Source organism: Mycolicibacterium frederiksbergense, from assembly GCF_012223425.1.
In the GTDB taxonomy this organism is placed as follows: Bacteria; Actinomycetota; Actinomycetes; order Mycobacteriales; family Mycobacteriaceae; genus Mycobacterium; species Mycobacterium frederiksbergense.
In genome coordinates this window covers 1,544,008-1,564,547 of the sequence record NZ_CP038799.1, presented here as the reverse complement: position 1 = coordinate 1,564,547, position 20,540 = coordinate 1,544,008, and the positions used below count along the sequence as shown (strand labels likewise).

24 protein-coding genes are annotated in these 20,540 nt (G+C 67.3%); 15 read left to right on the top strand and 9 right to left on the bottom strand.

What is annotated here, in order from left to right; all coding sequences use genetic code 11:
- Positions 1–39: 39 nt before the first annotated feature.
- From EXE63_RS10480 to EXE63_RS10470, 3 genes are read left to right on the top strand one after another with little or no spacing between them, the layout of a single operon-like run.
- A complete protein-coding gene (locus EXE63_RS10480; protein WP_168141891.1) occupies positions 40–696 on the top strand; it encodes an AzlC family ABC transporter permease in 657 nt (218 codons plus the stop codon).
- Entirely contained in the window at positions 689–1,012 is a 324-nt protein-coding gene (locus EXE63_RS10475; protein WP_168141890.1) for a branched-chain amino acid transport AzlD family protein, read from the top strand. Before EXE63_RS10480 ends, EXE63_RS10475 begins: the two co-directional genes overlap by 8 nt.
- A 23-nt stretch (positions 1,013–1,035) precedes the next feature.
- A complete protein-coding gene (locus EXE63_RS10470) occupies positions 1,036–1,857 on the top strand; it encodes a GNAT family N-acetyltransferase (protein WP_210000678.1) in 822 nt (273 codons plus the stop codon).
- Here EXE63_RS10470 and EXE63_RS10465 read toward each other — a convergent pair.
- Both EXE63_RS10465 and menE read right to left on the bottom strand, forming a co-directional pair.
- On the bottom strand, positions 1,851–2,483 hold the full coding sequence (locus EXE63_RS10465; protein ID WP_168145508.1) for a pyridoxamine 5'-phosphate oxidase family protein: 633 nt from the start codon (positions 2,481–2,483) through the stop codon (positions 1,851–1,853). The two genes, EXE63_RS10470 and EXE63_RS10465, sit on opposite strands and share 7 nt — an antisense overlap.
- Positions 2,483–3,625 carry an o-succinylbenzoate--CoA ligase gene (gene menE, locus EXE63_RS10460; RefSeq protein ID WP_168145507.1) on the bottom strand — a complete coding sequence of 381 codons (1,143 nt, stop codon included), beginning with the start codon at positions 3,623–3,625 and terminating at the stop codon, positions 2,483–2,485. The genes EXE63_RS10465 and menE overlap by 1 nt, the downstream gene beginning before the upstream one ends.
- A 287-nt stretch (positions 3,626–3,912) precedes the next feature.
- On the opposite strand from menE, the gene EXE63_RS10455 reads away from it, so the two are divergent.
- From EXE63_RS10455 to EXE63_RS10445, 3 genes are read left to right on the top strand one after another with little or no spacing between them, the layout of a single operon-like run.
- A complete protein-coding gene (locus tag EXE63_RS10455) occupies positions 3,913–5,160 on the top strand; it encodes an inorganic phosphate transporter (protein ID WP_168141888.1) in 1,248 nt (415 codons plus the stop codon).
- 23 nt (positions 5,161–5,183) lie between these two features.
- Complete coding sequence (locus EXE63_RS10450; RefSeq protein WP_168141887.1) at positions 5,184–5,459, top strand: hypothetical protein; 276 nt, start codon at positions 5,184–5,186, stop codon at positions 5,457–5,459.
- A 10-nt stretch (positions 5,460–5,469) separates the two neighbouring features.
- Positions 5,470–5,778: a DUF3349 domain-containing protein gene (locus tag EXE63_RS10445; protein WP_168141886.1), complete on the top strand. Its 309-nt coding sequence runs from the start codon at positions 5,470–5,472 to the stop codon at positions 5,776–5,778.
- Here the strand turns inward: EXE63_RS10445 and EXE63_RS10440 are convergent.
- Positions 5,721–6,326: a TetR/AcrR family transcriptional regulator gene (locus EXE63_RS10440; protein ID WP_168141885.1), complete on the bottom strand. Its 606-nt coding sequence runs from the start codon at positions 6,324–6,326 to the stop codon at positions 5,721–5,723. The two genes, EXE63_RS10445 and EXE63_RS10440, sit on opposite strands and share 58 nt — an antisense overlap.
- 197 nt (positions 6,327–6,523) lie before the next feature.
- Here EXE63_RS10440 and EXE63_RS10435 point away from each other — a divergent pair, with 197 nt between their 5' ends.
- The 4 genes from EXE63_RS10435 to EXE63_RS10420 all read left to right on the top strand — a co-directional run bounded on the left by EXE63_RS10435 (position 6,524) and on the right by EXE63_RS10420 (position 10,775).
- On the top strand, positions 6,524–6,952 hold the full coding sequence (locus EXE63_RS10435) for an MmpS family transport accessory protein (RefSeq protein ID WP_168141884.1): 429 nt from the start codon (positions 6,524–6,526) through the stop codon (positions 6,950–6,952).
- A gap of 126 nt (positions 6,953–7,078) precedes the next feature.
- Positions 7,079–9,976 (top strand): MMPL/RND family transporter, encoded by a 2,898-nt coding sequence (locus tag EXE63_RS10430; protein ID WP_168141883.1) that lies wholly within the window; start codon positions 7,079–7,081, stop codon positions 9,974–9,976.
- Positions 9,977–9,990: 14 nt separating this feature from the next.
- Positions 9,991–10,320 (top strand): DUF732 domain-containing protein, encoded by a 330-nt coding sequence (locus EXE63_RS10425; protein ID WP_168141882.1) that lies wholly within the window; start codon positions 9,991–9,993, stop codon positions 10,318–10,320.
- A 14-nt stretch (positions 10,321–10,334) separates the two neighbouring features.
- Positions 10,335–10,775 (top strand): DUF5078 domain-containing protein, encoded by a 441-nt coding sequence (locus EXE63_RS10420; RefSeq protein ID WP_372513078.1) that lies wholly within the window; start codon positions 10,335–10,337, stop codon positions 10,773–10,775.
- A gap of 7 nt (positions 10,776–10,782) precedes the next feature.
- Here EXE63_RS10420 and EXE63_RS10415 read toward each other — a convergent pair whose 3' ends face one another.
- The 6 genes from EXE63_RS10415 to EXE63_RS10390 are packed head-to-tail and all read right to left on the bottom strand — an operon-like array spanning position 10,783 to position 15,607.
- Complete coding sequence (locus EXE63_RS10415; protein WP_168141880.1) at positions 10,783–11,355, bottom strand: TetR/AcrR family transcriptional regulator; 573 nt, start codon at positions 11,353–11,355, stop codon at positions 10,783–10,785.
- Positions 11,356–11,358: 3 nt separating this feature from the next.
- Entirely contained in the window at positions 11,359–11,730 is a 372-nt protein-coding gene (locus EXE63_RS10410) for a VOC family protein (protein WP_168141879.1), read from the bottom strand.
- A gap of 19 nt (positions 11,731–11,749) precedes the next feature.
- Positions 11,750–12,550 (bottom strand): ABC transporter permease, encoded by an 801-nt coding sequence (locus EXE63_RS10405; protein WP_168141878.1) that lies wholly within the window; start codon positions 12,548–12,550, stop codon positions 11,750–11,752.
- Positions 12,547–13,278, bottom strand: coding sequence for an ABC transporter permease (locus EXE63_RS10400; RefSeq protein WP_168141877.1), 732 nt, complete (start codon positions 13,276–13,278; stop codon positions 12,547–12,549). Before EXE63_RS10400 ends, EXE63_RS10405 begins: the two co-directional genes overlap by 4 nt.
- Positions 13,275–14,210, bottom strand: a complete 936-nt coding sequence (locus EXE63_RS10395) for an efflux ABC transporter ATPase subunit, DrrA-related (RefSeq protein ID WP_168141876.1) — start codon at positions 14,208–14,210, stop codon at positions 13,275–13,277. Before EXE63_RS10395 ends, EXE63_RS10400 begins: the two co-directional genes overlap by 4 nt.
- Before the next feature lie 23 nt (positions 14,211–14,233).
- Complete coding sequence (locus EXE63_RS10390; RefSeq protein ID WP_168141875.1) at positions 14,234–15,607, bottom strand: PucR family transcriptional regulator; 1,374 nt, start codon at positions 15,605–15,607, stop codon at positions 14,234–14,236.
- A gap of 141 nt (positions 15,608–15,748) precedes the next feature.
- On the opposite strand from EXE63_RS10390, the gene EXE63_RS10385 reads away from it, so the two are divergent.
- The 5 genes from EXE63_RS10385 to EXE63_RS10365 are packed head-to-tail and all read left to right on the top strand — an operon-like array spanning position 15,749 to position 20,467.
- Positions 15,749–17,194 (top strand): APC family permease, encoded by a 1,446-nt coding sequence (locus EXE63_RS10385; protein WP_168141874.1) that lies wholly within the window; start codon positions 15,749–15,751, stop codon positions 17,192–17,194.
- Positions 17,187–17,888: an SDR family NAD(P)-dependent oxidoreductase gene (locus EXE63_RS10380; RefSeq protein ID WP_168141873.1), complete on the top strand. Its 702-nt coding sequence runs from the start codon at positions 17,187–17,189 to the stop codon at positions 17,886–17,888. The genes EXE63_RS10385 and EXE63_RS10380 overlap by 8 nt, the downstream gene beginning before the upstream one ends.
- Entirely contained in the window at positions 17,885–18,646 is a 762-nt protein-coding gene (locus EXE63_RS10375) for an SDR family NAD(P)-dependent oxidoreductase (RefSeq protein ID WP_168141872.1), read from the top strand. Before EXE63_RS10380 ends, EXE63_RS10375 begins: the two co-directional genes overlap by 4 nt.
- A complete protein-coding gene (gene speB / locus EXE63_RS10370; RefSeq protein ID WP_210000424.1) occupies positions 18,643–19,632 on the top strand; it encodes an agmatinase in 990 nt (329 codons plus the stop codon). Before EXE63_RS10375 ends, speB begins: the two co-directional genes overlap by 4 nt.
- Positions 19,625–20,467 (top strand): polysaccharide deacetylase family protein, encoded by an 843-nt coding sequence (locus tag EXE63_RS10365; protein ID WP_168141871.1) that lies wholly within the window; start codon positions 19,625–19,627, stop codon positions 20,465–20,467. The genes speB and EXE63_RS10365 overlap by 8 nt, the downstream gene beginning before the upstream one ends.
- The last annotated feature ends 73 nt before the right edge of the window (positions 20,468–20,540 follow it).

Below are 20,540 nucleotides of genomic sequence, written 5' to 3'. Positions count from 1 at the left end.
TCCGGGATAACCCGTTGACGGCGCTGCCAAACTGTCCGGATGTCCGTTCTCCGGCTGGCGGCCCCGATCGGCCTGGCGTTTCTCCCGCTGGGCATGGCGCTGGGATTCCTGGTGGTGCACGCCGGTTTGGCCTGGTGGTGGGCGCCGGTGTTCGCGGCCGTGATCTACGCCGGTTCGCTGGAGTTCCTGATGGTCGGGCTGGCCGCGGCCGGCTCGCCGGTCGCGACGGTCGCGTTGACGACGTTGATCGTGAATTCCCGGCACGTGTTCTACGCGTTGTCCTTTCCGCTGCACCGGGTTGCCGGGCTGCCCGGCAAGCTCTACAGCACCTACGTCATCTCCGATGAGGCCTACGCGGTCGGTGTCAGTCCCGCCGCCAGGGACTGGACCTCCCGCCAGATCCTGACCATGCAGGCGGGCCTGCACCTGACCTGGACGGTGTCGGCGGGCCTGGGCGGCCTGCTCGGCGCGGCACTGCCGATCGAGCGGCTGCACGGTCTTGAGTTCGCGCTCACCGCGCTGTTCATCGTGCTGGCCATCGATGCCTACCGCCAGCACCCGGACCGGTTGACCGCGCTGCTGGCGGTGAGCTGCGCCATCGTCGCCTGGCTGGTGGCGCCCGGGCAGTTGTTGGTGTGGGCCTTCGCGACGTTCACCGTGCTGTTGCTGGCCCGGTACCGGATCGCCGATGCCTGACACCGGCTACATCACGCTGCTGGTCGCGGTCAGCGCCGCGGTCACCTGGGCGCTGCGGGCTTTGCCGTTCGTGGTGCTGGCGCCGATGCGCCACAGCACCGTGGTCCGGTACCTGAGCCTGCACATGCCGTTGGGGGTGATGGTCATGCTGGCGCTCTACACCGTTCGAGATGTTCCCGAAGCGGCTGGACGCCAACAACTCTGGCTGGTCATCGCGGTGCTGGTGACGGTGAGCCTGCAGGTGTGGCGGCGGCACGCGCTGCTGTCCATCTTTGTCGGCACCGGAATTTATGTGGCGCTGATGTCGCTGTGGTGACAAAGTGTCCCGCCGTGAGCATCCTGTTCTGCGGTATCGAGCTGGGCCGGCGCATCGAGCACGCCGAAGCTGCGCTCATCGGCGCGGCGGTCGCTGCGGCCGGCCGGCGCGGCGCGGACGGGTTCGCGCTGCCGCTGGCCCGCGGGGTGGCCGCCTACGCAGGGCCGGGCGCGCCGTTCAACAAGGTGGTGGGACTGGGATTCGCGGGAGTGCCCACCGAGGCGGATATCCGCGCGGTCGAGCGCGCCTACGCCGATCACGGGTCACCGACCCCGATCGAACTGAGCACCCTCGCCGATCCGCGGATCGCCGAACTGCTCGGTGCCCGCGGCTATCGGGTGGTGGCCTTCGAGGACGTACTCGGGCGCGCCCTGGGCGACACACCCGAACCGGTGCCGGAGGGTATCGAGGTGCGTCCGGCTTCCGAACACGAACTCGACGCCTGGGTCGACGTGGTGGTGGAGGGGTTCGCGCACCCGGACGGCGAAGGGGTTCCCAGCCCCGAAGAGTTCCCGCGTGAGGTGGTGGACCGCGCCGAACGTGATTTCGCGGAGGCCGGCGTGACCCCCTATGTGGCGGTGGTCGATGGGCCTATCGCCGGCGGCGGGAGCATGCGCGTCACCGATGGTGTGGCGCAGCTGACCGGCGCGGCCACCGCGCCGGACCACCGCCGTCGTGGCGTTCAGGCCGCACTGCTCGCCGCCCGCCTGCGCGATGCCGTCCACGCCGGCGCCGATATCGCCGTGGTCACCACGGCGCCCGGGTCGCTGTCGCAGCGCAATGTGCAACGACGCGGCTTCCACCTGCTCTACACCCGGGCCGTCTTCGTCAAGGGCGATCAGTAGAGCATCTTGCGGTAGTTCTCTTCGCTGTAGTACGCCTCGAGTTCTGCCATGCTCTGCTCGGCCTTGAACGACTTGGCCAACGCCGCGGTGCTCGGCACCGAATCCGGCGTCCAGGTCTCGGGCTTCCAGGCGTCCGAGCGCAGGAACGCCTTCGAGCAGTGGAAGAACACCTCGTCGACGTGCACTTCCAGTGCCAGGATGGGCCGCTTTCCCTGCACCGCGAGATCGTCGAAATAGTCGGCGTCGGAAAGGATTCGGGCCCGGCCATTGATCCGCACGGTATCCCCGCGACCCGGTATGACGAAGATCGTGCCGACGTGCGGATTGGTCAGCACGTTGAGATAGCCGTCCACCCGTTTGTTGCCGGGGCGCTCCGGGATGGCGATGGTGGTGTCATCGATGATGTGCACGAATCCGGGCGGATCGCCCTTGGGGGAGACGTCCACCCGGCCGTCGGTGTCGGTGGTGGCCACGAAGCACAGCGGCGAGTTGGCCACCCATTGCCGGTGTACATCGAGCAGGCGGTCGCCCACCTTGTTGGCCACCGCAGGTGCGGGATGGCCGACGATCTCTCGCAGGGCGTCAACCGACGTGATCTCGACTGGTTCGGTGCTCACCCGATCCATCATGCCCCGAATCGTTGGATCAGTGCCCGCCTGTCCAGCTTGCCGATGCCCCGCCGGGGGAGTTCATCGACGAAGTGCAGCTGCCGCGGTGCGGCGGTGGGGTCGAGGGTCCTGCCGACATGGGCCCGCAGCTCGGCGAGCGTCGGTTCGCGCTGCCCGGCCGCCAGCACGACCGCCGCGACGACGCGCTGTCCGAGGCGGGCATCGGGCACCCCGAACACCGCGCACTCGGCGACGGCGGGGTGGCCTGCCAGCGCGTTCTCCACCAGCTGGGGCAGCACAGTCAGCCCGCCGGTGCTGACGGCGTCGTCGGCACGGCCCAGGATGCTCAGTACACCCGAATCATCCACCGCACCAAGGTCATCGGTGCGGAACCAGCCCGGCTCGGCGAACGGGTCGGGGTCGGCCGGATTGCGGTACCCGGACGCCAGCACCGGCCCGCCGAGGGACACCCGCCCCGCGTCGAGGCGTATCTGCACGCCGTCCAGTGGCACACCGTCGTACACACAACCACCGCAGGTCTCACTCATCCCGTAGGTCCGCACCACACGAACCCCAGCGGCCGCGGCCTTCTCGCGCACCCCCGCCGGCATCGGGCCACCGCCGATCAGGACGGCGTCGAGTTCGGCCAGCGCCGCGGCGGCCGATGGGTCGGCCAGCGCCTTGTCGAGCTGATTGGACACCAGCGAGGTGTACCGCCGCCCGGTTCCCATTGCGGCCACCGCGGCGACCAGGTCGGCGGGCTCGAAACTCGCGCCCAGTGCGACGGGCGCGCTACCGCCGACGACACTGCGCACCAGGACCTGCAGGCCGGCCACGTGATAGGCGGGCAGTGCCAGCAACCAACGGCCCGTACCGCCGAGGCGCCGGTGGGTCGCGGTGGCACTGCAGGTCAGCGCGGCAGCGGAAAGCATGGCGCCCTTGGGGATTCCGGTGGTGCCCGAGGTCGACACGACGACCGCGATATCGTCGTCGATGAGTTCGCCGGCGCGCAGCGTGGCGGTCAGCAGGTCGCGCTGGCGGGTATCGGTGGCCGGCACCGGCAGACGGGCCCCGCCCCCGGCGAGTGCGGTCTCCAGATCCGGCAGTATTGCCAGGGCCGCGGCGCCGGTGCCGACGGGGAGAGTGCTCAGGACGGTGATGCCGGGCCCTCCGGATCCTGTTGTCTCGGGTCATCGAGGCGCCGGCCCGGGGTGGACAGCCGGGCCCGCACCCGTGCGGCGTCTTCCGCCAGCATTGCGTTCACTGCGCCAGCCTGCCAGATGGGTGTCACCTGCGCCGATGTTGCCGACAATCTCCAACGCGGGCCGGCGCGACCATGAACGCTGGAAGAACAACTTCGGGCTCCACCCCAAACCCGCAGGTGAGAGACGACTCCCGACTTGGGGGAAAGTACGCGAAATGCTGTGAGGTGTCTCAGAATTGCGGCATGAGCGCTGAGCTGATCATTCTGGTGTTGCTGATTGCCACAGCACTGGCATTCGACTTCACCAACGGCTTCCACGACACCGGCAACGCGATGGCGACCTCCATCGCGACCGGGGCGCTCAAGCCGAAGACCGCGGTGGTGCTGGCGGGCGTGCTGAACCTGGTGGGTGCCTTCCTCTCGGTCGAGGTGGCCGTCACGGTCACCACCTCGGTGCTGAAGGTGCAGGACTCCAGCACCGGTTCGCTGTTGCCGGGTATCGATGCTTCGACGGGCCTGACCATCATCTTCGCCGGTCTGATCGGCGGAATTCTGTGGAACCTGCTGACCTGGCTGTTCGGCATCCCGTCGAGTTCCTCGCACGCGCTTTTCGGTGGGCTCATCGGCGCCGGCCTGGCCGCGCTGGGCACCGCGGGCGTCAACTGGTCCGGGGTTACCCAGAAGGTGTTGATCCCCGCGGTCGCCGCACCCGTCATCGCCGGTCTGGTCGCCTGCTGCGGCACCTGGATGGTCTACCGGCTCACCCGCAAGGTTGCCGAGAAGCAGCGCCGGGAGGGCTTCCGCTGGGGGCAGATCGCCACGGCCTCGCTGGTCGCGCTGGCGCACGGCACCAACGATGCGCAGAAGACCATGGGTGTCATCGCGCTCGCCCTCATCACCACCGGGCACCTGACCGGTGATGTCAAGGAGCAGGGCCTTCCGTTCTGGATCATCTTCAGCTGTGCGGTCGCCATCGGCCTCGGCACCTACCTGGGCGGCTGGCGGGTCATCCGCACGCTGGGCAAGGGCCTGGTGGAGATCGAGTCACCTCAGGGTTTCGCCGCCGAGGCCTCCTCTGCGGCAATCATTCTGAGCTCCAGCGCCGCCGGTATGGCGTTGTCGACCACGCACGTGGCCACCGGGTCGATCCTCGGTAGCGGTGTGGGTAAGCCCGGCGCCGAGGTCCGTTGGGCGGTCGCGGGACGGATGGCCGTCGCCTGGCTGGTCACGCTGCCCGCCGCCGGGCTGGTCGGCGCACTGTCGTACTGGCTGTCCAACGGGGTGAAGTCGCTGACCGGCTCCGACCTGGTCGGCGATGGGCTGATCTTCCTGCTCCTCGTCGGGCTGTCCGCCTACATGTGGTGGCGCGCCCAGCAGCAGAAGGTCGACCACAGCAATGTCAACGCCGACTGGGATGCGTCGACCAACTCCGTCGTTCCGGCCGAGCTACGCGAAATCGGTTCGGACAGCAAGCCCGCCGCATCGGTCTGACCGCAACAAGCTAAGGAATTCTGATGGTGTACATGGAGAGCATTCTGAAGGTGCTGGGTATCGGCCTGTTGCTCGGAGCGGGTCTGCCCGCCGTGTTCGCGCTCGGACTGGTGGCCTACGCCCGTGGCGACGGCGCGGATGCCACCGCGGCCCCTGCGAACCCCGCGTTGAAGTTTCTCGGTATCGCACTGTTCGTCTTCGTCGGTTGGGTGATCGTGACCGCGGTGCTCTGGATCACCAGGGCCACGATCATTCACCACACCGGTGTGGACCTCTTCCCGTTCCTGCCCAAGAAGTGAGTACATGGATATGAGTGAGAACAAGAGCTTTCTGGACAGCGTCCTCGGCTGGCTGCACCAGGGTTACCCCGAGGGCGTTCCTCAGACGGACTACTTCGCGCTGCTGGCGTTGCTGAAGCGTTCACTCACCGAGGACGAAGTGGTCAAGGCCGCCCAGGCGGTCCTGCGGTCCAGCAACGGTGACACGCCGGTGACCGAGGCCGAGATCAGCGGCGCCATCCAGATGATCATCGCCAAGGAGCCCAATCCCGAAGAGCTGCATCAGGTTGCGTCGCGGCTGGCCTCGGTGGGCTGGCCGCTGGCGGCACCGGCTCGCTGAGCGGGCACCAGGCACCGCTTGAAGTAGCTGAGCAGCACCGTGCGCAGCTGCGGGGCGGCGATATCGTTCAGCGTCGAAACTGTGGTGCAGTAGTAGCTTCCGGTGACGGCCACGGCCAGCGATACGCGTGTCGAGTAGTCGTGATCGGGCCCCAGCAACAAGGCGCGAAAGCGGTCGGCGATGGCTTGAAGCTCGGGGTGCCGGGCGACGAGGTGGTCGATGTAGCGGTCCCTGCGGAACGGGAACGCCGCGTTGCGCTGACGGACCATCAGGTCGACGACTCCCTCGATGGCGGCGTCGCGTCGACACTCGCTGTGCGGTAACGATTCAGCGGCCTCGATGAGTCGCGCGACATCGTCGAACACCGGCCGCAACACGGCCAGCACAATCTCGTCCTTGGAACGGAACTGGTAATAGACCGCGGCCTTGCCGACGCCGATCCGGTCGGCGATCATCTGCAGCGAGGTGCCCTGCACGCCGTGTTCGGCGAACAACTCGACGGCCACCGTGACCACGCGGTCGCGCGCTGCCCCACGTGCTCTGACCATGGGGCCCTTTCCCTCGCTGCGGCACTCAAGCACGCCCATATCGTCCCTTTGGCTAGTCAATGTTACGCACTGTGATGAGCAACACTTAGCCGTATGGCTTGTATGAAGTAAGCCGATTGTATAACTTGAGTGCGACCGATGGCTGAGGGGTTCATCGGACCAGCCAACCGGCGCGTCACTGCAGGAGGAAAGCGGACATGCAACTGCTCAAACGGGCTTGGCTGCCCCTGGTGATCGTCGTGGTGGTGGGGGTAGCCGGCTTCACAGTGGACCGCGTCCGCGGCATGTTCGCATCCGACCCGCCACTGGTCACGCCGATCGAGTTCGCCAACGACCCTGAGCCGTTCGATCCAAAAGTAGTGACCTACGAGATCTTTGGCCCGGAAGGGGCGGCAGTGGATGTGAACTACGTGGACCTGCAGGGTGAACCGCAGCGCGTCGACGGTGCAATCCTGCCGTGGTCGGTCACGCTGCAGACGACCGAACCCTCGGCCGCGGCCAACATCGTCGCCCAGGGCAAGACCAGCTTCCTGGGTTGTCGGGTGCTCGTCGACGGGGAGACCAAGGATGAGCGCAGCACCAGCGGCACCAACGTCCAGACCTTCTGCATCGTGAAGTCGGCATGAGCGAGGCTTGCGGAGCGAATCGACGGGTGACATGCGAGACCCGAGCCTGCGAGGGGGTCGCATGAGCGAGGCTTGCGGAGCGAATCGACGGGTGACATGCGAGACCCGAGCCTGCGAGGGGATCGCATGAGCGCGCATAGTGCGGATGCGCCCACCGGGCCCATCGCCGTCGTGCCCGCTGCACACGAAACCGCCCATTTCGGCAGGATCGCGCGGCTGTTCCGAAAGTTGGCCATCCCCTTCATCCTGGGCTGGATCGCCATTGCGGTCCTACTGAACGTTGCCGTCCCGCAGCTGGAAGCGGTCGGTGAGATGCGGTCGGTCTCAATGAGCCCGAAAGAGGCGCCGGCCGTCATCGCCACCGAGCACATCGGCCGCGTCTTCGACGAATACGAGTCCAACAGCTCGGTGATGATCGTGCTGGAGGGCAAGGACAAGCTTGGTGACGATTCTCGTCGCTACTATTCGGAGTTGATCGAAAAGCTGCGCGCGGACACCAAACACGTTGAGCACGTTCAAGACTTGTGGAGCGATCCGCTTACCGCATCCGGTGTGCAGAGCGGGGACGGTAAGGCCGTCTACGTCTCGGCAAACCTGGCCGGCAACCAGGGCGAGGCGCTGTCGCTGGAGTCCATTGAAGCCGTGAAGAACATCGTGCACAGCGTGGCGGCGCCTCCGGGAGTCGAGGTCTTTGTCACCGGCTCCGCAGCGATGACGGCCGAGCAGACCGAGGCCAGCCACGGCAGTATGCGGTTGATCGAGGCGTTGACCTTCGTGGTCATCATCACCATGTTGCTCATCATCTACCGCTCGTTCATGACGATGGTGATGATGATCGTGATGGTCGCGGTCAGCCTACTGACCGTGCGAGGCGCGGTGGCCGCGCTCGGCTATTACGAGATCATTGGTCTCTCGACGTTTGCCACCGGTCTGCTGGTCACGCTCGCCATCGCGATATCGGTGGACTATGCGATCTTCCTCATCGGCCGATATCAGGAGGCCAGGAGCGCCGGCGAGGATCGAGAACAGGCGTACTACACCATGTTCGGTGGAACCGCGCACGTGATCGTCGGCTCCGGTCTGACCATCGCAAGCGCCACCTTCTGCCTGAGTTTTACCCGGTTGCCGTACTTTCAGACCCTCGGTGTGCCACTGGCCGTCGGCATGCTGGTGCTGATCGTCACGGCCATGACCTTCGGGCCGGCCATGGTCACCGTGGGCGCGCGCTTCCTGGATCCCAAACGTGCCGGGCGCGTGCGGGGTTGGCGCAAGGTCGGGGCCGCGGTGGTGCGCTGGCCCGGTGCGATCCTGATTTCCTCGATCGCCGTCTCGTTGATCGGTCTGCTGGCTCTGCCGGGTTACAAGACCAGCTACAACGACAGGTTGTACCTACCGGATGACATCAGTGCCAACCAGGGTTATGCGGCGGCAGAACGCCATTTCTCACCGGCCCGGCTGAACCCGGAGATCCTGATGATCGAGAGTGATCGGGATCTGCGGAACCCAGCCGACTTCCTGGTCATCGAGAAGATCGCCAAGGCCATCTTCCAGGTCGACGGTATCGGCCGGGTGCAGACCATCACCCGGCCAGACGGCACGCCGATCGAGAACACCTCGATCCCATACATGATCAGTCAGAACAGCACGCTGCAGCGGTTGAACGAGAAGTACAATTCCGACCGCACCGCCGACATGACCAATCAGGTGGCGGACATGGACCGGACCATCGCAAGCATGGACAAGATGCAGACGATCACCGAGGAGATGGCCGACACCACGTCCAAGATGGTGTCCTCGATGGACCTCATGGTCGGTGACATCGAGGACATGCGGGACAGCATCGCCAATTTCGACGACTTCTTCCGGCCGATGCGCAACTACCTCTACTGGGAACCGCATTGCTACAACATCCCGATGTGCTGGTCCATTCGGTCCGTCTTCGACGTGCTCGACGGCATCGATGTGATGACCACCAACATGAACGACATGATGCCGCAGATGCATCGGCTCAACGAACTGATGCCGCAGATGATTGCGATCATGCCCGAGATGAAGCAGACCATGGTCAACATGAAAGAGATGATGCAGACCATGCAGCAGACCCAGCAGGGTATGCAGGAGCAGCAGCGCATCATGTCGGAGACGTCGACCGAGATGGGCAAGGCCTTCAACGATGCGATGAACGACGACTCGTTCTATCTGCCGGCCGAGGCGTTCGACAATCCCGATTTCGCAAAGGGATTGGAGCAGTTCCTGTCGCCGGACGGACACGCGGTGCGATTCATGATCAACCATGAGGGCGATCCGATGTCCGCCGAGGGTATCGAGCGGATCGATCCGGTCAAGACCGCGGCCAAGAACGCTATCAAGGGCACCCCGCTGGAGGGCTCGACGATCTACATGGGCGGTACCGCATCCACCTTCAAGGACATGGCCGACGGGACGCAGTACGACCTGATCATCGCCGGGATCGCCGCGATCGGTCTGATCTTCCTGATCATGCTGATTCTCACCAGGGCGATCGTCGCGGCAGCGGTGATCGTCGGCACGGTGGTGCTTTCGCTGGGTGCGTCCTTCGGTGTCTCGGTGCTGCTCTGGCAGCACCTGCTCGGAATCGAGTTGCACTGGATGGTGTTACCGATGGCGGTGATCATCCTGCTTGCGGTGGGCGCGGACTACAACCTGCTGGTGGTCTCCCGCATGAAGGAAGAAATACATGCGGGGCTGAACACCGGCATGATCCGGGCCATGGGTGGCAGTGGTTCCACCGTCACCGCGGCAGGCATGGTGTTCGCCTTCACCATGATGGTGATGGCCGTCAGCGATCTGACGATCATGGGTCAGGTCGGCACCACGATCGGTCTCGGTCTGCTGTTCGACACCCTGGTGATCCGCTCGTTCATGACACCTTCTATCGCCGCCTTGCTCGGCAAGTGGTTCTGGTGGCCCCAACATGTGCGCCAGCGGCCGAAACCGCAAGCCTGGCCGCCGATTCAGCGTCGACCACAGGATGCGTTGGTGTGATGAGGTTTTCGATGATGAAGTCGGCCATCGCCGGGTGCGTCGCGGCACTGGCCGTCGCGACCGCACCGGTGGCGCAGGCCGACCGCGATGAAGCGTTTGCAGATCAGTTGCACGACTACGGGATCTATGGCCAGAAGGACTTCAACGCCTGGATAGCCAAGCTGATGTGCAAGCGTTTGAACAACGGGCACGATGCGGACGCCTTTGCCTCGGCGGAGTTCGTCCACGAACAACTGAACCGGGGGGCCACGACGGATCAGGCCTGGCAGTTCGTCGGCGGAGCGATCCCGCTCTACTGCCCCGAACAGGCGCCCGCATTGCAACGCGCCGCCGACCGACGTTGAAAGGACCGAACGTGATCCGCCGCAACCGATTCATCGCCGCCGCAGGTGCCGTCGCGGCACTGCTGGCCACGCCGGGCATCGCCGCCGCCGATGCCACCGACGAGTATCCGATCCCGAGCAACATGCTCAAGACCACCTGCACCGTGGACCAGTACATGGCCGCGGTCCGCGACACCAATCCGGTGTACTACGAGCGCTACATGATCGACTACAACAACAAGTCCCCCGACGTGCAGCGGTGGGCGCGGGATCGCATCACCTGGTTCTTCTCCATGGACTATGCGGGCCGGCGCCAGTACTCCGAGGACACCGCCACCAACGCGTTCTACGAACAGCTGGCCTGGAACTGGCCGAACTGGGCCAAGTTGTTCTTCAACAACAAGGGTGTCGTCGCGCACGGCACGAAGAAGTGCGCGAGTTATCCGCCCAGCGATCCCGGCGTCTGGACCTGGTAGGGCGGGCTCATTCGAAGTAGGAGGATGTGCGCGTCAACTGCTGCGCCACCTCCAGCAGCGTGCGGTGCAGGTCCTCGTCGCTGACATCGTCCAACGACTTGTCGGTGACCGCGGCGAAGATGCCGTTGGTGACCATCGAGATGACGACCCGGCCCGCCGGGCCGTGCCCACCGCCGAGCAGTAGGTTCGTGAAGCGGTCGACGATATCGGTGAGATCCTCGCGGGACTGCACGAGGCTCTCCAGCACCGGGTCGCCGGCCAGCACCGCGGCCAGCCGCCGGTGCCGCACGCTGAACTCGATGAAACCGCTGATGGTGATCTCGCGCCGGGTCTCGGGGTCGGGCACCGCCTCGGCGATCGTCACCACGCGCGCCATGTCGTCGAACATCGGTTGCGCGGCGGCCGCCACGATCTCCTCTTTGGAGTGGAACTGGTAGTAGACCGACGCCTTACCCACGCCGATGCTGTCGGCGATCATCTGCAGGGTGGTGCCGCTGACACCGTGCTCGGCGAACTGCGCCAGCGCGGCCTCCAGCACGCGGGCGCGGGCAGTGCCGCGCCCCAACACGGATTTGGCCATGCGTCAGTCCCTGGTGTCGCGGCGCAGCGGATGCGTGTCGGGGACCTGGACGAAGATCAACGTGACACCGTCGGGATCGGCGACGTGCATCTCGTGTAAACCCCAGGGCTCTTCGGCGGCGGCCCGCGCGATCGGCACACCCCGGCCGGTCAGCTCGGTCTGGGCGGCGTAGACGTCGCGCACCTGCAGCCAAAGAGTCCCGCCCGCCGAGGGCTCGCCGTGCCCGGCCAGCTCGATCAGCGACTGTCCGGCGTAAAAGACGGTGCCACCGCCGTATTCGCGGGCGATGGCCAGGCCGATCCGGTCGCGGTAGAACTCAACGGACGCCGGGTAGTCGGCCGGCCGTATCAGCATCCGGCTGGCCAGGATCTCCATATGACGTGTTTAGCACGGGTCAGGCGGATTCGGCCGCGACACGGTAGCCGCGCACCGCGATGGGTCCGAACACCGCCAGCAACCCGATGACCCACGCCGAGGACTGCAGCACGGGCCACAGGATCGGCCCGCCGGCGGCCAGTCCTCGCATCGCTTCGATCGCGGGGGACATCGGCTGGGCCCGCACCACGGGTTCGAGCCAGTGCGGGAACACGTCGACCGGCACCATGCCGGAGTTGAAGAACAACAGCAGGAAGCACACCGTGGACAGGCCGGTGATGATGTTCTTCCCGTTCGACTGCACGGCGACGGCCACGATGACGGCGGCGAACCCGACCACCATGAACACCGGGATCGCCACGAAAGCGAGTGCGGCCGGCCAACCCTGGCCGAAGCGCAGGCCCATCGCGACGCCGACGGCGGTGATCACCAGGGTGCCGACGAAGGCCCGGGTTCCCTCGGCGAGCAGTCTGCCGGTGAGCGCGCTGGCCCGGTGCACGGGCAGTGCCCACAGTCTGCTGAGCAGACCGGACTCACGTTCGTCGGGGATGGCCGCGCCGGTGCCCATCGCGCCGAACAGGGCCCCGGCGATCGCGCACATCGGTACCAGGCCGTACAGGCTGTTCCCGCCGGTCAGGTGCAGCACCGATTCGCCGATGACCTGCTTGTAGACGATCAGCAGGAAGGTGGGAAAAATCAGCGACTGGATCAACACGACCGGGGCGCGTTGCCAGCCCAGCAGCAGCCGGCGGGCCTGCAGGCGGCTCTGGCGCAACAACGCGACGGCACTGGATCCGTTGCTCTTCGCGCAGGCGCTCATCGGCCTTGCATCCGGACCGCGATCGCGCCGAACGCCACCAACAGCCCGGCACACCAGGTGAGGCTGAGCGCGAGGTGGCGGTACTCGCCGATGGCCAGCCCCCGCAATGTCTCGGCGATCACCGACACCGGCTGGTGCCGCACGAACGGTCCCAGCCAGGACGGGAACGCCTCCGCCGGAGCGATTCCGGTGGACAGCATCACCAGCAGCAGTTGCGGGATCAACAGGGTCTGGCCGGCCTCCTCGGTGCTGCCGGCCAGTGATCCCAGGGCGTCCGCGCCCAGCGACAACGCCAGCGACAGCAGCAGCGCGAGTCCCACGAAGACAGCCACCGCGCCCACACCGCCGGAGAACCGGAAGCCGAACAGATATCCGATGACGACCGCGCCCACCATCGCCGCGCCTGCCCGCACCAGCGCCGAGAGCATCCGGGCGGTCACCGGTGCCAGCGCGGTGATCGGCAGTGAGCGCATCCGAATACCCATACCGCTCAGGTTGTCTCGCGCTGCCCGGTCGGCGGTGGTCATGGCGGTGAAGATCATCGCCTGCACCACGATGACCGGCAGGATGTACTGGGCGTAGCTCATGGTGCCGGTGTCGATGACATTGCGCAGGGTGATGTCGAAGCACACGAAGAATGCGATCGGCCCGCCGACGGCGAACACCAGGTCACCGCCGCGCAGGGTGCCGAGCACCGACCGCCGGGTCAGCGCGCCGAGTGCGGTCACGGCGCCGGGGCCGTCAGGGTGAAAAACACCTCGTCCAGCGAGGGTTTGCGCAGCGCGATGTCACCGACCTCGATATCGAGTGCCTCGAGCCGGCGGAACACCTCGCTGAGCGTGCTCAGGCCGCCCGGTGCCGGAATCGACAGTGCCCCGGTGTCCGGGTCCGTGCTGACGTCCCCGAGTCCGGACAGTGCTTGCGCTATGCGCGGCCCGTCGGCGGTGTGTACCGGTGTCACCTGGCAGAAGCTGCCGCCGACACGTTCCTTGAGTTCGTCGGCGGTGCCCTCGGCGATCACCCTGCCGTGATCGATGACGACGATCGAATCCGACAGCGCATCCGCCTCGTCGAGGTACTGGGTGGTCAGCAGCACGCTGGTGCCGCGGCCGGTCAGCGAGCTCACCAGATCCCAGACCTCGCGCCGGCTGCGCGGATCCAGCCCGGTCGTCGGCTCATCCAGGAACACCACCGCGGGCTCGGCGACCAGCCCGCAGGCGATATCGGCGCGGCGGCGCATCCCGCCGGAGTAGGTGCCGACCCGGCGCCCGCCGGCCTCGGTCAGGCTGAACGCCTCGAGCAGTTCGTCGGCGCGGGCGCGGGCCTGCGCGCGGGTCAGCCCGTTGAGTTCGCCGAACAGCACCAGGTTCTCCCGGCCGGTCAGCATCTCGTCGATCGCGGCGTACTGGCCGGTGAGCCCGATGCTCTTGCGCACCTGGGCGGCCTGGGTGACGACGTCGTAGCCGGCGACCTTCGCCGATCCGGAGGTCGGCCGGATCAGCGTGGACAGCACGTTGATGGTGGTGGTCTTGCCCGCGCCGTTGGGCCCGAGCACCCCGAGCACGGTGCCGGCCGGCATGCGGAACGTCACGCCGCTCAGGGCCTGTTTTTCCCCGAAGGACTTGGTGATGTCGTCCAGTTCGATCGCATACTCCGGCACCGGCCGAGTATGGCATGCCTAACCTAAAGTCGATCCGCTGCCCGTAGGCCGATCGTGAAGGCCGCCTGATCCTCGAAGTCGAGCGGATTACGGCCGGTGATCTGGCCGATCCGGGCCAGCCGGTGCCGCACGGTATTGCTGTGCAGGAACAGCTCACGGGCGGTATCGATGAGAGATCCGTTGGCCGCCAGGAACACCCGCAGGGTGCGCACATGCTGAGTGCCGCGATCCCGGTCGAGTTCTTCGAGCGGATCGATCAGCTGCTGTTTGAACGGTGCCAGCCGGCTCGGCGGCAGCCCTTCGAGGAGGCTGCCGAACGTGCTCAGCTGATCGGGGCCGATGCTGCCGCCGCGTTGCCGGGCCAGGTCCAGCGCGATGCGGGCCTGACCGATCGAGGCGCCCAGTTCGGTGAGCGGTCCCGCGGCGGCATGACCGGAGGGCAGTGACAGGTCGGTGGCGATCTCGTCCAGTCGGTCAGCACCGGTGCTCAGCACCAGGCAGACCTCGGGGGCATCGGCGACCAGCGCGTCGGGGAACGCCATCGACAGCAGCGCCCCGGCGCCGGCCGGCCACGCCGAACAGTCGATCTCGCGGGCCGTCAGGCCAGGCCAGTCCAGCAGCTGGTTGAGGGCGTCGGGCAGCAGCATCCGGCGTTCCACCAGTGACAGCAGCTGCCCGACGCGCTCGCGGGCCAGCGCCGCCTCGATATCGCGTTCGCCCTGGGCCGCGGCGACGAACCGGGCGATGACCTCCAGCACGGCGGGTTCCGGTGGGTCGCCGCGCCCGACCCACACCACGGTGCCCATCCCGTCGACCGGTACCGATACCGCGGCATCGGCGGCCTGTCCCGGCGGTTCGAGGAGAAAGTAGCAGCCCAGCACCTGACCGGCCCGGTCCAGCAACTGTCGCACCGACTCGCGCCGTCGCTGGGAGGAAAGCAGCTCGGGCACCAGCGCATTGGTGGCCCGCGCGGTGGCGACCGCGCCGCCGAACTGGAAGTCGGCGATATAGCGGCTGACGGTGGAGAACGGCACCGCCGGCGGTGCGATCAGCAGCGGCAGGCCGACCCGGGTGCATGCGTCGACGAGGGCCTGCGGGGTGGCGTCGTGCACATCGCCGGTGCCGAAGCAGATGCCGGCCACCCCGGACCGGGACAGCGCGTCGACGAAGGTGTCGCAGTCGGCCGCGCTGCGCAGGCTGATGCCCACCGTGCACACCAGCTCCCCGCCACGCAGATATGGCGAGGGATCGTGCAGCTCGGTGGTGTGTGACCAGGTGATCGTCCGGCCGAGCTGCTCGGTGTCGGTGGTCAGGGCGTGCAGGCCGAGGCCGGACCGCATCAACAGGTCGCGGAACGTCGGGGCGACGCCGTCCTGGTCGGCCCCCGGCTCGCTCATGGGTCGATCGTAACGTCGGTGTCACATGAATGCCCGGAAGCATTGTGCGATCGCACAATGGGGTGACGGGGCTGCGGTGGGTTCGCAGCGTCTTCGCCGCGAACGATGGCGCTCACCTGGCGTGCGCGTGATAGTTCGTCCATGACCGAGCCACAGGTACTGCGCCGCGAGTTCTCCCTCTGGTCGGCGTTCGCGTTCGCCTTCGCGTTCATCTCACCGATCGTCGCGCTGTACGGCATCTTCGGCCTGGCCCTGTCCGCGGCCGGCCCCAGCTTCTGGTGGGGTTTCACGCTGGTGTTCGCCGGCCAGTTCCTGGTCGCGCTGGTCTTCGCGATGCTGGTGTCACGCTGGCCGCTGGAGGGTTCCATCTACCAGTGGTCGCGCCGCCTGCTGGGCACCACCTACGGCTGGTTCGCCGGCTGGGCGTACATGTGGACGTTGGTGATCGCGATGGCCACGGTCGCGCTCGGTGCGGCCGGGTTCGCCGCCAATATCTTCGGGATCGAAGAGCCATCCGGGACGACGCTGGCCCTCATCGCACTGGTGATCCTGCTGGCCGGCACCGCGGTCAACCTGGCCGGGCGGCAGGCGCTGAAGATCTTCATGATCGGCAGCATCATCGCCGAGGTCATCGGTTCGGTGGTGCTGGGCACGTGGCTGCTGCTGTTCCACCGGCAGAACTCGCTGTCGGTGCTCTTCACCGGCGGTGGCGGCGCCGACACCGACACCCTGGCCTACCTGACCGGGCCCTTCATGCTGGCGGTCGCCTTCATCGGCTGGTCCTTCGTGGGCTTCGAGAGCGCGGGATCCATCGCCGAGGAGGTGCACGAACCGCGCCGGTACCTGCCCAAGGCGGTGCTGTTCTCGCTCGCATTCATCTTCGTCGTGGTGGCGTACTCCAGCCTGGCGATCATCCTGGCCATCCCGGATCTGGATGCGGTCGCGCAGGGCGCCGTCGCGGACCCGGTATACGAAACCCTCACCACCGCACTGGGTCACGGCGTTGCCCGGCCCGTCGAGGTGATGTTCGTGATCGGCTTCCTGGCCAGCTTCCTGGCGCTGCAGACCTCGGCTTCCCGGGTCATCTGGGCCTACGCCCGCGACGGCGCCCTGCCCGCCGCCGGCGCGCTGGCCCAGCTGCGCGGCCCGGCACGGATCCCGGTGGTGGCCATCGGAGTCACCACGGTGGTCGGCGCGGCACTGTTCCTGCTGAGCATCGTTGCCGGCGACATATATTCGCTGATGGTCAACTTCACCGCGGGCGGCTTCTATCTGGCCTTCCTGTTCCCGCTGATCGGATTCGTGGTGGTGCTGGTGCGGCGGGCCTGGACGCCGGCCAACTTCTCCCTGGGCCGGGCGACCCTGCCGGTCGCGGTGGTGGCCGTGGTGTGGGCGGTGTTGCAGTTCCTCAACATCGCCTGGCCGCGAGTGGCTTTCGAGCAGCGCTACCTGGACTGGTCGGTGTGGATCGGCATCGCCGTGCTGCTGGTGCTCGGGACCGCGATCCTGGCCACGGTGCGCTCCCGTATCGTCGAGGCCGCGGTGATCGAGGACGGCATCGTGGAAGAGGACGCAACTCGTGGGTGACACCGGCCCGGTAGTGGTCGTCACCGGCGCCGCCAGCGGTATCGGCGCGGCCTGCGCGCTGACTCTGCGTCGTCGCGGCTACCGGATCGGCGCGCTGGACCTCACCCCCGGCGCCGATGCCGATCATGCTGTGGCGGTGGATGTTTCCGACAGCGCCGCCGTCGCCGCCGCGATCTCCGAGATTCGCGACCGGCTGGGCCCGGTGAGTGCCCTGGTGACCTCGGCGGGCTACTACGAGATGGCGCGGGTCGATCAGATCGATGCGCAGTCCTGGCGGCGGATGCTGCGGGTGCACCTGGGCGGGTTGGTCAACGCGACACGTGCGTGCCTGCCCGACATGCTGGCTGCGGGTTCGGGAGCTGTGGTCGCGGTGGCCAGTGAACTCGCCGTCGGTGGCGGGGACCGGGAGGCCCACTACGTCGCGGCCAAGGGCGCGATCCTCGGGTTCGTCCGCAGCCTGGCCGCCGAGGTCGCCGGTGCCGGCGTGCGCGTCAACGCCGTCGCACCCGGACCGACCGACACGCCGCTGCTCAGTGACGATTCACCGTGGCGCGCCGAGGAATACCTGTCGACGCTGCCGCTGCGGCGGCTGACCGCCCCGACCGAGGTGGCGCGCTGCGTCGAATACCTGGTCTGCGACGCGACATTCAGCGTCGGTGACGTCGTCAACGTCAACTCGGGAGCGGTGATATGACGGCGCTGGACGGCAGAGTGGTACTGGTGACCGGTGCCGCACGGGGGATGGGCGCCGCCCACGCCCGCAGGCTGGCGGCGGCCGGGGCGACGGTGGCGGTCAACGACATTCGGGGCGGGGCCGATCTGGAGGCGCTCGCCGCCGAGATCGGGGGTCTGGCCGTTTCCGGCGATGTCGCCGACCCGGCCGAGTGCGAGCGCATCGCCGATGCGGTGGCCGAGGCCACCGGTCGACTCGATGTGCTGGTCGCCAACCACGCCTACATGACGATGGCGCCGCTGCTCGATCACGATGAGCAGGACTGGTGGCGGATCGTGGACACCAACCTCGGCGGCACCTTCCACCTGGTGCAGGCGGTGCTACCGCACATGCGCCGGGGCGGCGAGGGCCGCATCGTGGTGATCGCCAGTGAATGGGGTGTCACCGGCTGGCCCGAGGCCACCGCCTACGGCGCCGCCAAGGCCGGGCTGATCGCGTTGGTCAAGGCACTCGGCCGCGAACTCGCACCCGAAGGCATCATCGTCAACGCCGTCGCGCCCGGGGTCACCGACACCCCGCAACTGCAGGTCGATGCCGACGCCGCCGGAATCGGTGTGCAGGCCATACACGCCCGCTACGCCGAGGCGATTCCGCTGGGCCGGATCGGTCGGCCCGACGAGATCGCCGTCGCCATGGAACTGCTGGCCGATTTCGGGGTGGCCGCCATCGTCGGACAGGTGATCTCCTGCAACGGCGGATCCACCAGGACCAGAGCATGACAGGAGATGAGCAGGTGCCGAACCAGCCGTATGTGCGATCGGCGTCGGGAAACGTCGGCCAGATCAATGCGATGGAGGTACCCCGCTACGCAGGCCTGGCCACCTTCGCGCGGCTGCCGCAGCGCCACGAGGTCGACCGCTACGACATCGCGGTCGTCGGGGTGCCCTTCGACAGCGGCGTCACCTACCGGCCGGGTGCCCGGTTCGGGCCTGCCGCGATCCGCCAGGTATCCCGGCTGCTCAAGCCGTACAACCCGGCGCTTGACGTCAGCCCCTTCGCGCAGGCGCAGGTGGTCGACGCCGGAGACATCGCGGCCAACCCGTTCGATATCGAGGCCGCGGTCGATCAGGTACGCGAAGGCATTGCCGGACTGCTGAATACGCCCGAGCAGCGGGTGATGATCTTCGGCGGTGACCACACCATCGCGCTGCCCGCACTGCAGGCGATCAATCGGGTGCACGGACCGGTGGCGCTGGTGCATTTCGACGCGCACCTGGACACCTGGGACACCTATTTCGGCGCGCCCTGCACCCACGGCACCCCGTTCCGCCGTGCCGCCGAGCAGGGTCTGCTGGTCAAGGATCGCTCGGCGCACATCGGGATCCGTGGATCCCTGTATGACCGGGCCGATCTGCTGGACGACGAGTCCCTCGGCTTCACGGTGGTGCACTGCCGCGATATCGACCGCATCGGCGTGGACGGTGTGGTGCAGCGAATCCGGGAGCGGGTGGGCGAGCATCCGGTGTACGTGTCCGTCGACATCGACGTGCTGGACCCGGCGTTCGCCCCCGGCACCGGCACCCCGGAGATCGGCGGGATGACCAGCCGGGAACTGGTGGCCATCCTGCGCGCCATGCGTGGTCTGCACATCGTCGGCGCCGACGTTGTCGAGGTCGCCCCGGCCTATGACAGCGGTGAGGTGACCGCGGTCGCGGCGGCCAACCTGGGCTATGAACTGATCACCCTGATGGCCGACAATGTCTGAATTCAACTGGCCAGCAGGTAAATTGGCGGCAGCCGCGTTCACCTTCGACGTGGACGCCGAATCCGCGGTGCTGTGGGGCAATGAGGCCGCCGGTGCCCGGATGAGCGTGATGAGCCATCAGGCCTACGGGCCGCTGGTGGGCATCCCGCGGATCCTGGATCTGCTCGATCGCCACCAGATTGCGGCCACGTTCTTCGTGCCCGGACACACCGCGCACCGCTATCCGGAAGCGGTGCGCTCCATCGTGGCGGCCGGCCACGAGATCGCCCACCACGGCTATCTGCACGAGCAGCCCACCGCGCTGACCCTGGACGGGGAGATCGAGGCGCTGGACCGTGGCCTGGAGGCACTGGCCGAGGTGGCCGGGGTGCGACCAGCGGGCTACCGCGCACCGATGTGGGATCTGTCGTGGCGCACACCGGGATTGCTCGCCGAACGCGGCTTTCTCTACGACTCCAGCCTGATGGACGCCGACCATCCGTATGAGCTGGCCGTGGGGTCGCAGTCTCTGGTGGAGATCCCGATCCAGTGGGCGCTCGACGACTGGGAGCAGTACTGCTATCTGCCCGATATCGCCGGCAGCGGATTGATCGAGAGCCCGCGCAAGGCACGCGAACTGTGGCAGCTGGAGTTCGACGCGCTGCGCGCCCTGGGCGCCTGCTGGGTGCTGACCAATCACCCGTTCCTGAGCGGGCGGGCCTCCCGCGCTGCCGAACTCGGTGACCTGATGCGCTACGTCGTCGAGCACACCGACGTGTGGACCACCAGCCTGGGCGCGATCGCCGAACACGTGCGCTCGCTCGGCTTGCCGCCGCGCACCATCACCCGGCCCTGACCCAATCTCCCGCGAGCGTGCGAGTCTGCGGGCCGACACGCCGCCGCCTTCGGACAGTCCGCGCACGCTCGCT

Excerpts from the sequence above, each read along its gene's own strand:
- EXE63_RS10480 (WP_168141891.1), top strand. The coding sequence starts at position 40 with ATGTCCGTTCTCCGGCTGGCGGCCCCGATCGGCCTGGCGTTTCTCCCG.
- EXE63_RS10475 (WP_168141890.1), top strand. The coding sequence starts at position 689 with ATGCCTGACACCGGCTACATCACGCTGCTGGTCGCGGTCAGCGCCGCG.
- EXE63_RS10465 (WP_168145508.1), bottom strand. The coding sequence starts at position 2,483 with ATGGATCGGGTGAGCACCGAACCAGTCGAGATCACGTCGGTTGACGCC.
- EXE63_RS10455 (WP_168141888.1), top strand. The coding sequence starts at position 3,913 with ATGAGCGCTGAGCTGATCATTCTGGTGTTGCTGATTGCCACAGCACTG.
- EXE63_RS10450 (WP_168141887.1), top strand. The coding sequence starts at position 5,184 with ATGGTGTACATGGAGAGCATTCTGAAGGTGCTGGGTATCGGCCTGTTG.
- EXE63_RS10445 (WP_168141886.1), top strand. The coding sequence starts at position 5,470 with ATGAGTGAGAACAAGAGCTTTCTGGACAGCGTCCTCGGCTGGCTGCAC.
- EXE63_RS10440 (WP_168141885.1), bottom strand. The coding sequence starts at position 6,326 with ATGGTCAGAGCACGTGGGGCAGCGCGCGACCGCGTGGTCACGGTGGCC.
- EXE63_RS10435 (WP_168141884.1), top strand. The coding sequence starts at position 6,524 with ATGCAACTGCTCAAACGGGCTTGGCTGCCCCTGGTGATCGTCGTGGTG.
- EXE63_RS10430 (WP_168141883.1), top strand. The coding sequence starts at position 7,079 with ATGAGCGCGCATAGTGCGGATGCGCCCACCGGGCCCATCGCCGTCGTG.
- EXE63_RS10425 (WP_168141882.1), top strand. The coding sequence starts at position 9,991 with ATGAAGTCGGCCATCGCCGGGTGCGTCGCGGCACTGGCCGTCGCGACC.
- EXE63_RS10415 (WP_168141880.1), bottom strand. The coding sequence starts at position 11,355 with ATGGCCAAATCCGTGTTGGGGCGCGGCACTGCCCGCGCCCGCGTGCTG.
- EXE63_RS10410 (WP_168141879.1), bottom strand. The coding sequence starts at position 11,730 with ATGGAGATCCTGGCCAGCCGGATGCTGATACGGCCGGCCGACTACCCG.
- EXE63_RS10405 (WP_168141878.1), bottom strand. The coding sequence starts at position 12,550 with ATGAGCGCCTGCGCGAAGAGCAACGGATCCAGTGCCGTCGCGTTGTTG.
- EXE63_RS10390 (WP_168141875.1), bottom strand. The coding sequence starts at position 15,607 with ATGAGCGAGCCGGGGGCCGACCAGGACGGCGTCGCCCCGACGTTCCGC.
- EXE63_RS10385 (WP_168141874.1), top strand. The coding sequence starts at position 15,749 with ATGACCGAGCCACAGGTACTGCGCCGCGAGTTCTCCCTCTGGTCGGCG.
- EXE63_RS10375 (WP_168141872.1), top strand. The coding sequence starts at position 17,885 with ATGACGGCGCTGGACGGCAGAGTGGTACTGGTGACCGGTGCCGCACGG.
- speB (WP_210000424.1), top strand. The coding sequence starts at position 18,643 with ATGACAGGAGATGAGCAGGTGCCGAACCAGCCGTATGTGCGATCGGCG.
- EXE63_RS10365 (WP_168141871.1), top strand. The coding sequence starts at position 19,625 with ATGTCTGAATTCAACTGGCCAGCAGGTAAATTGGCGGCAGCCGCGTTC.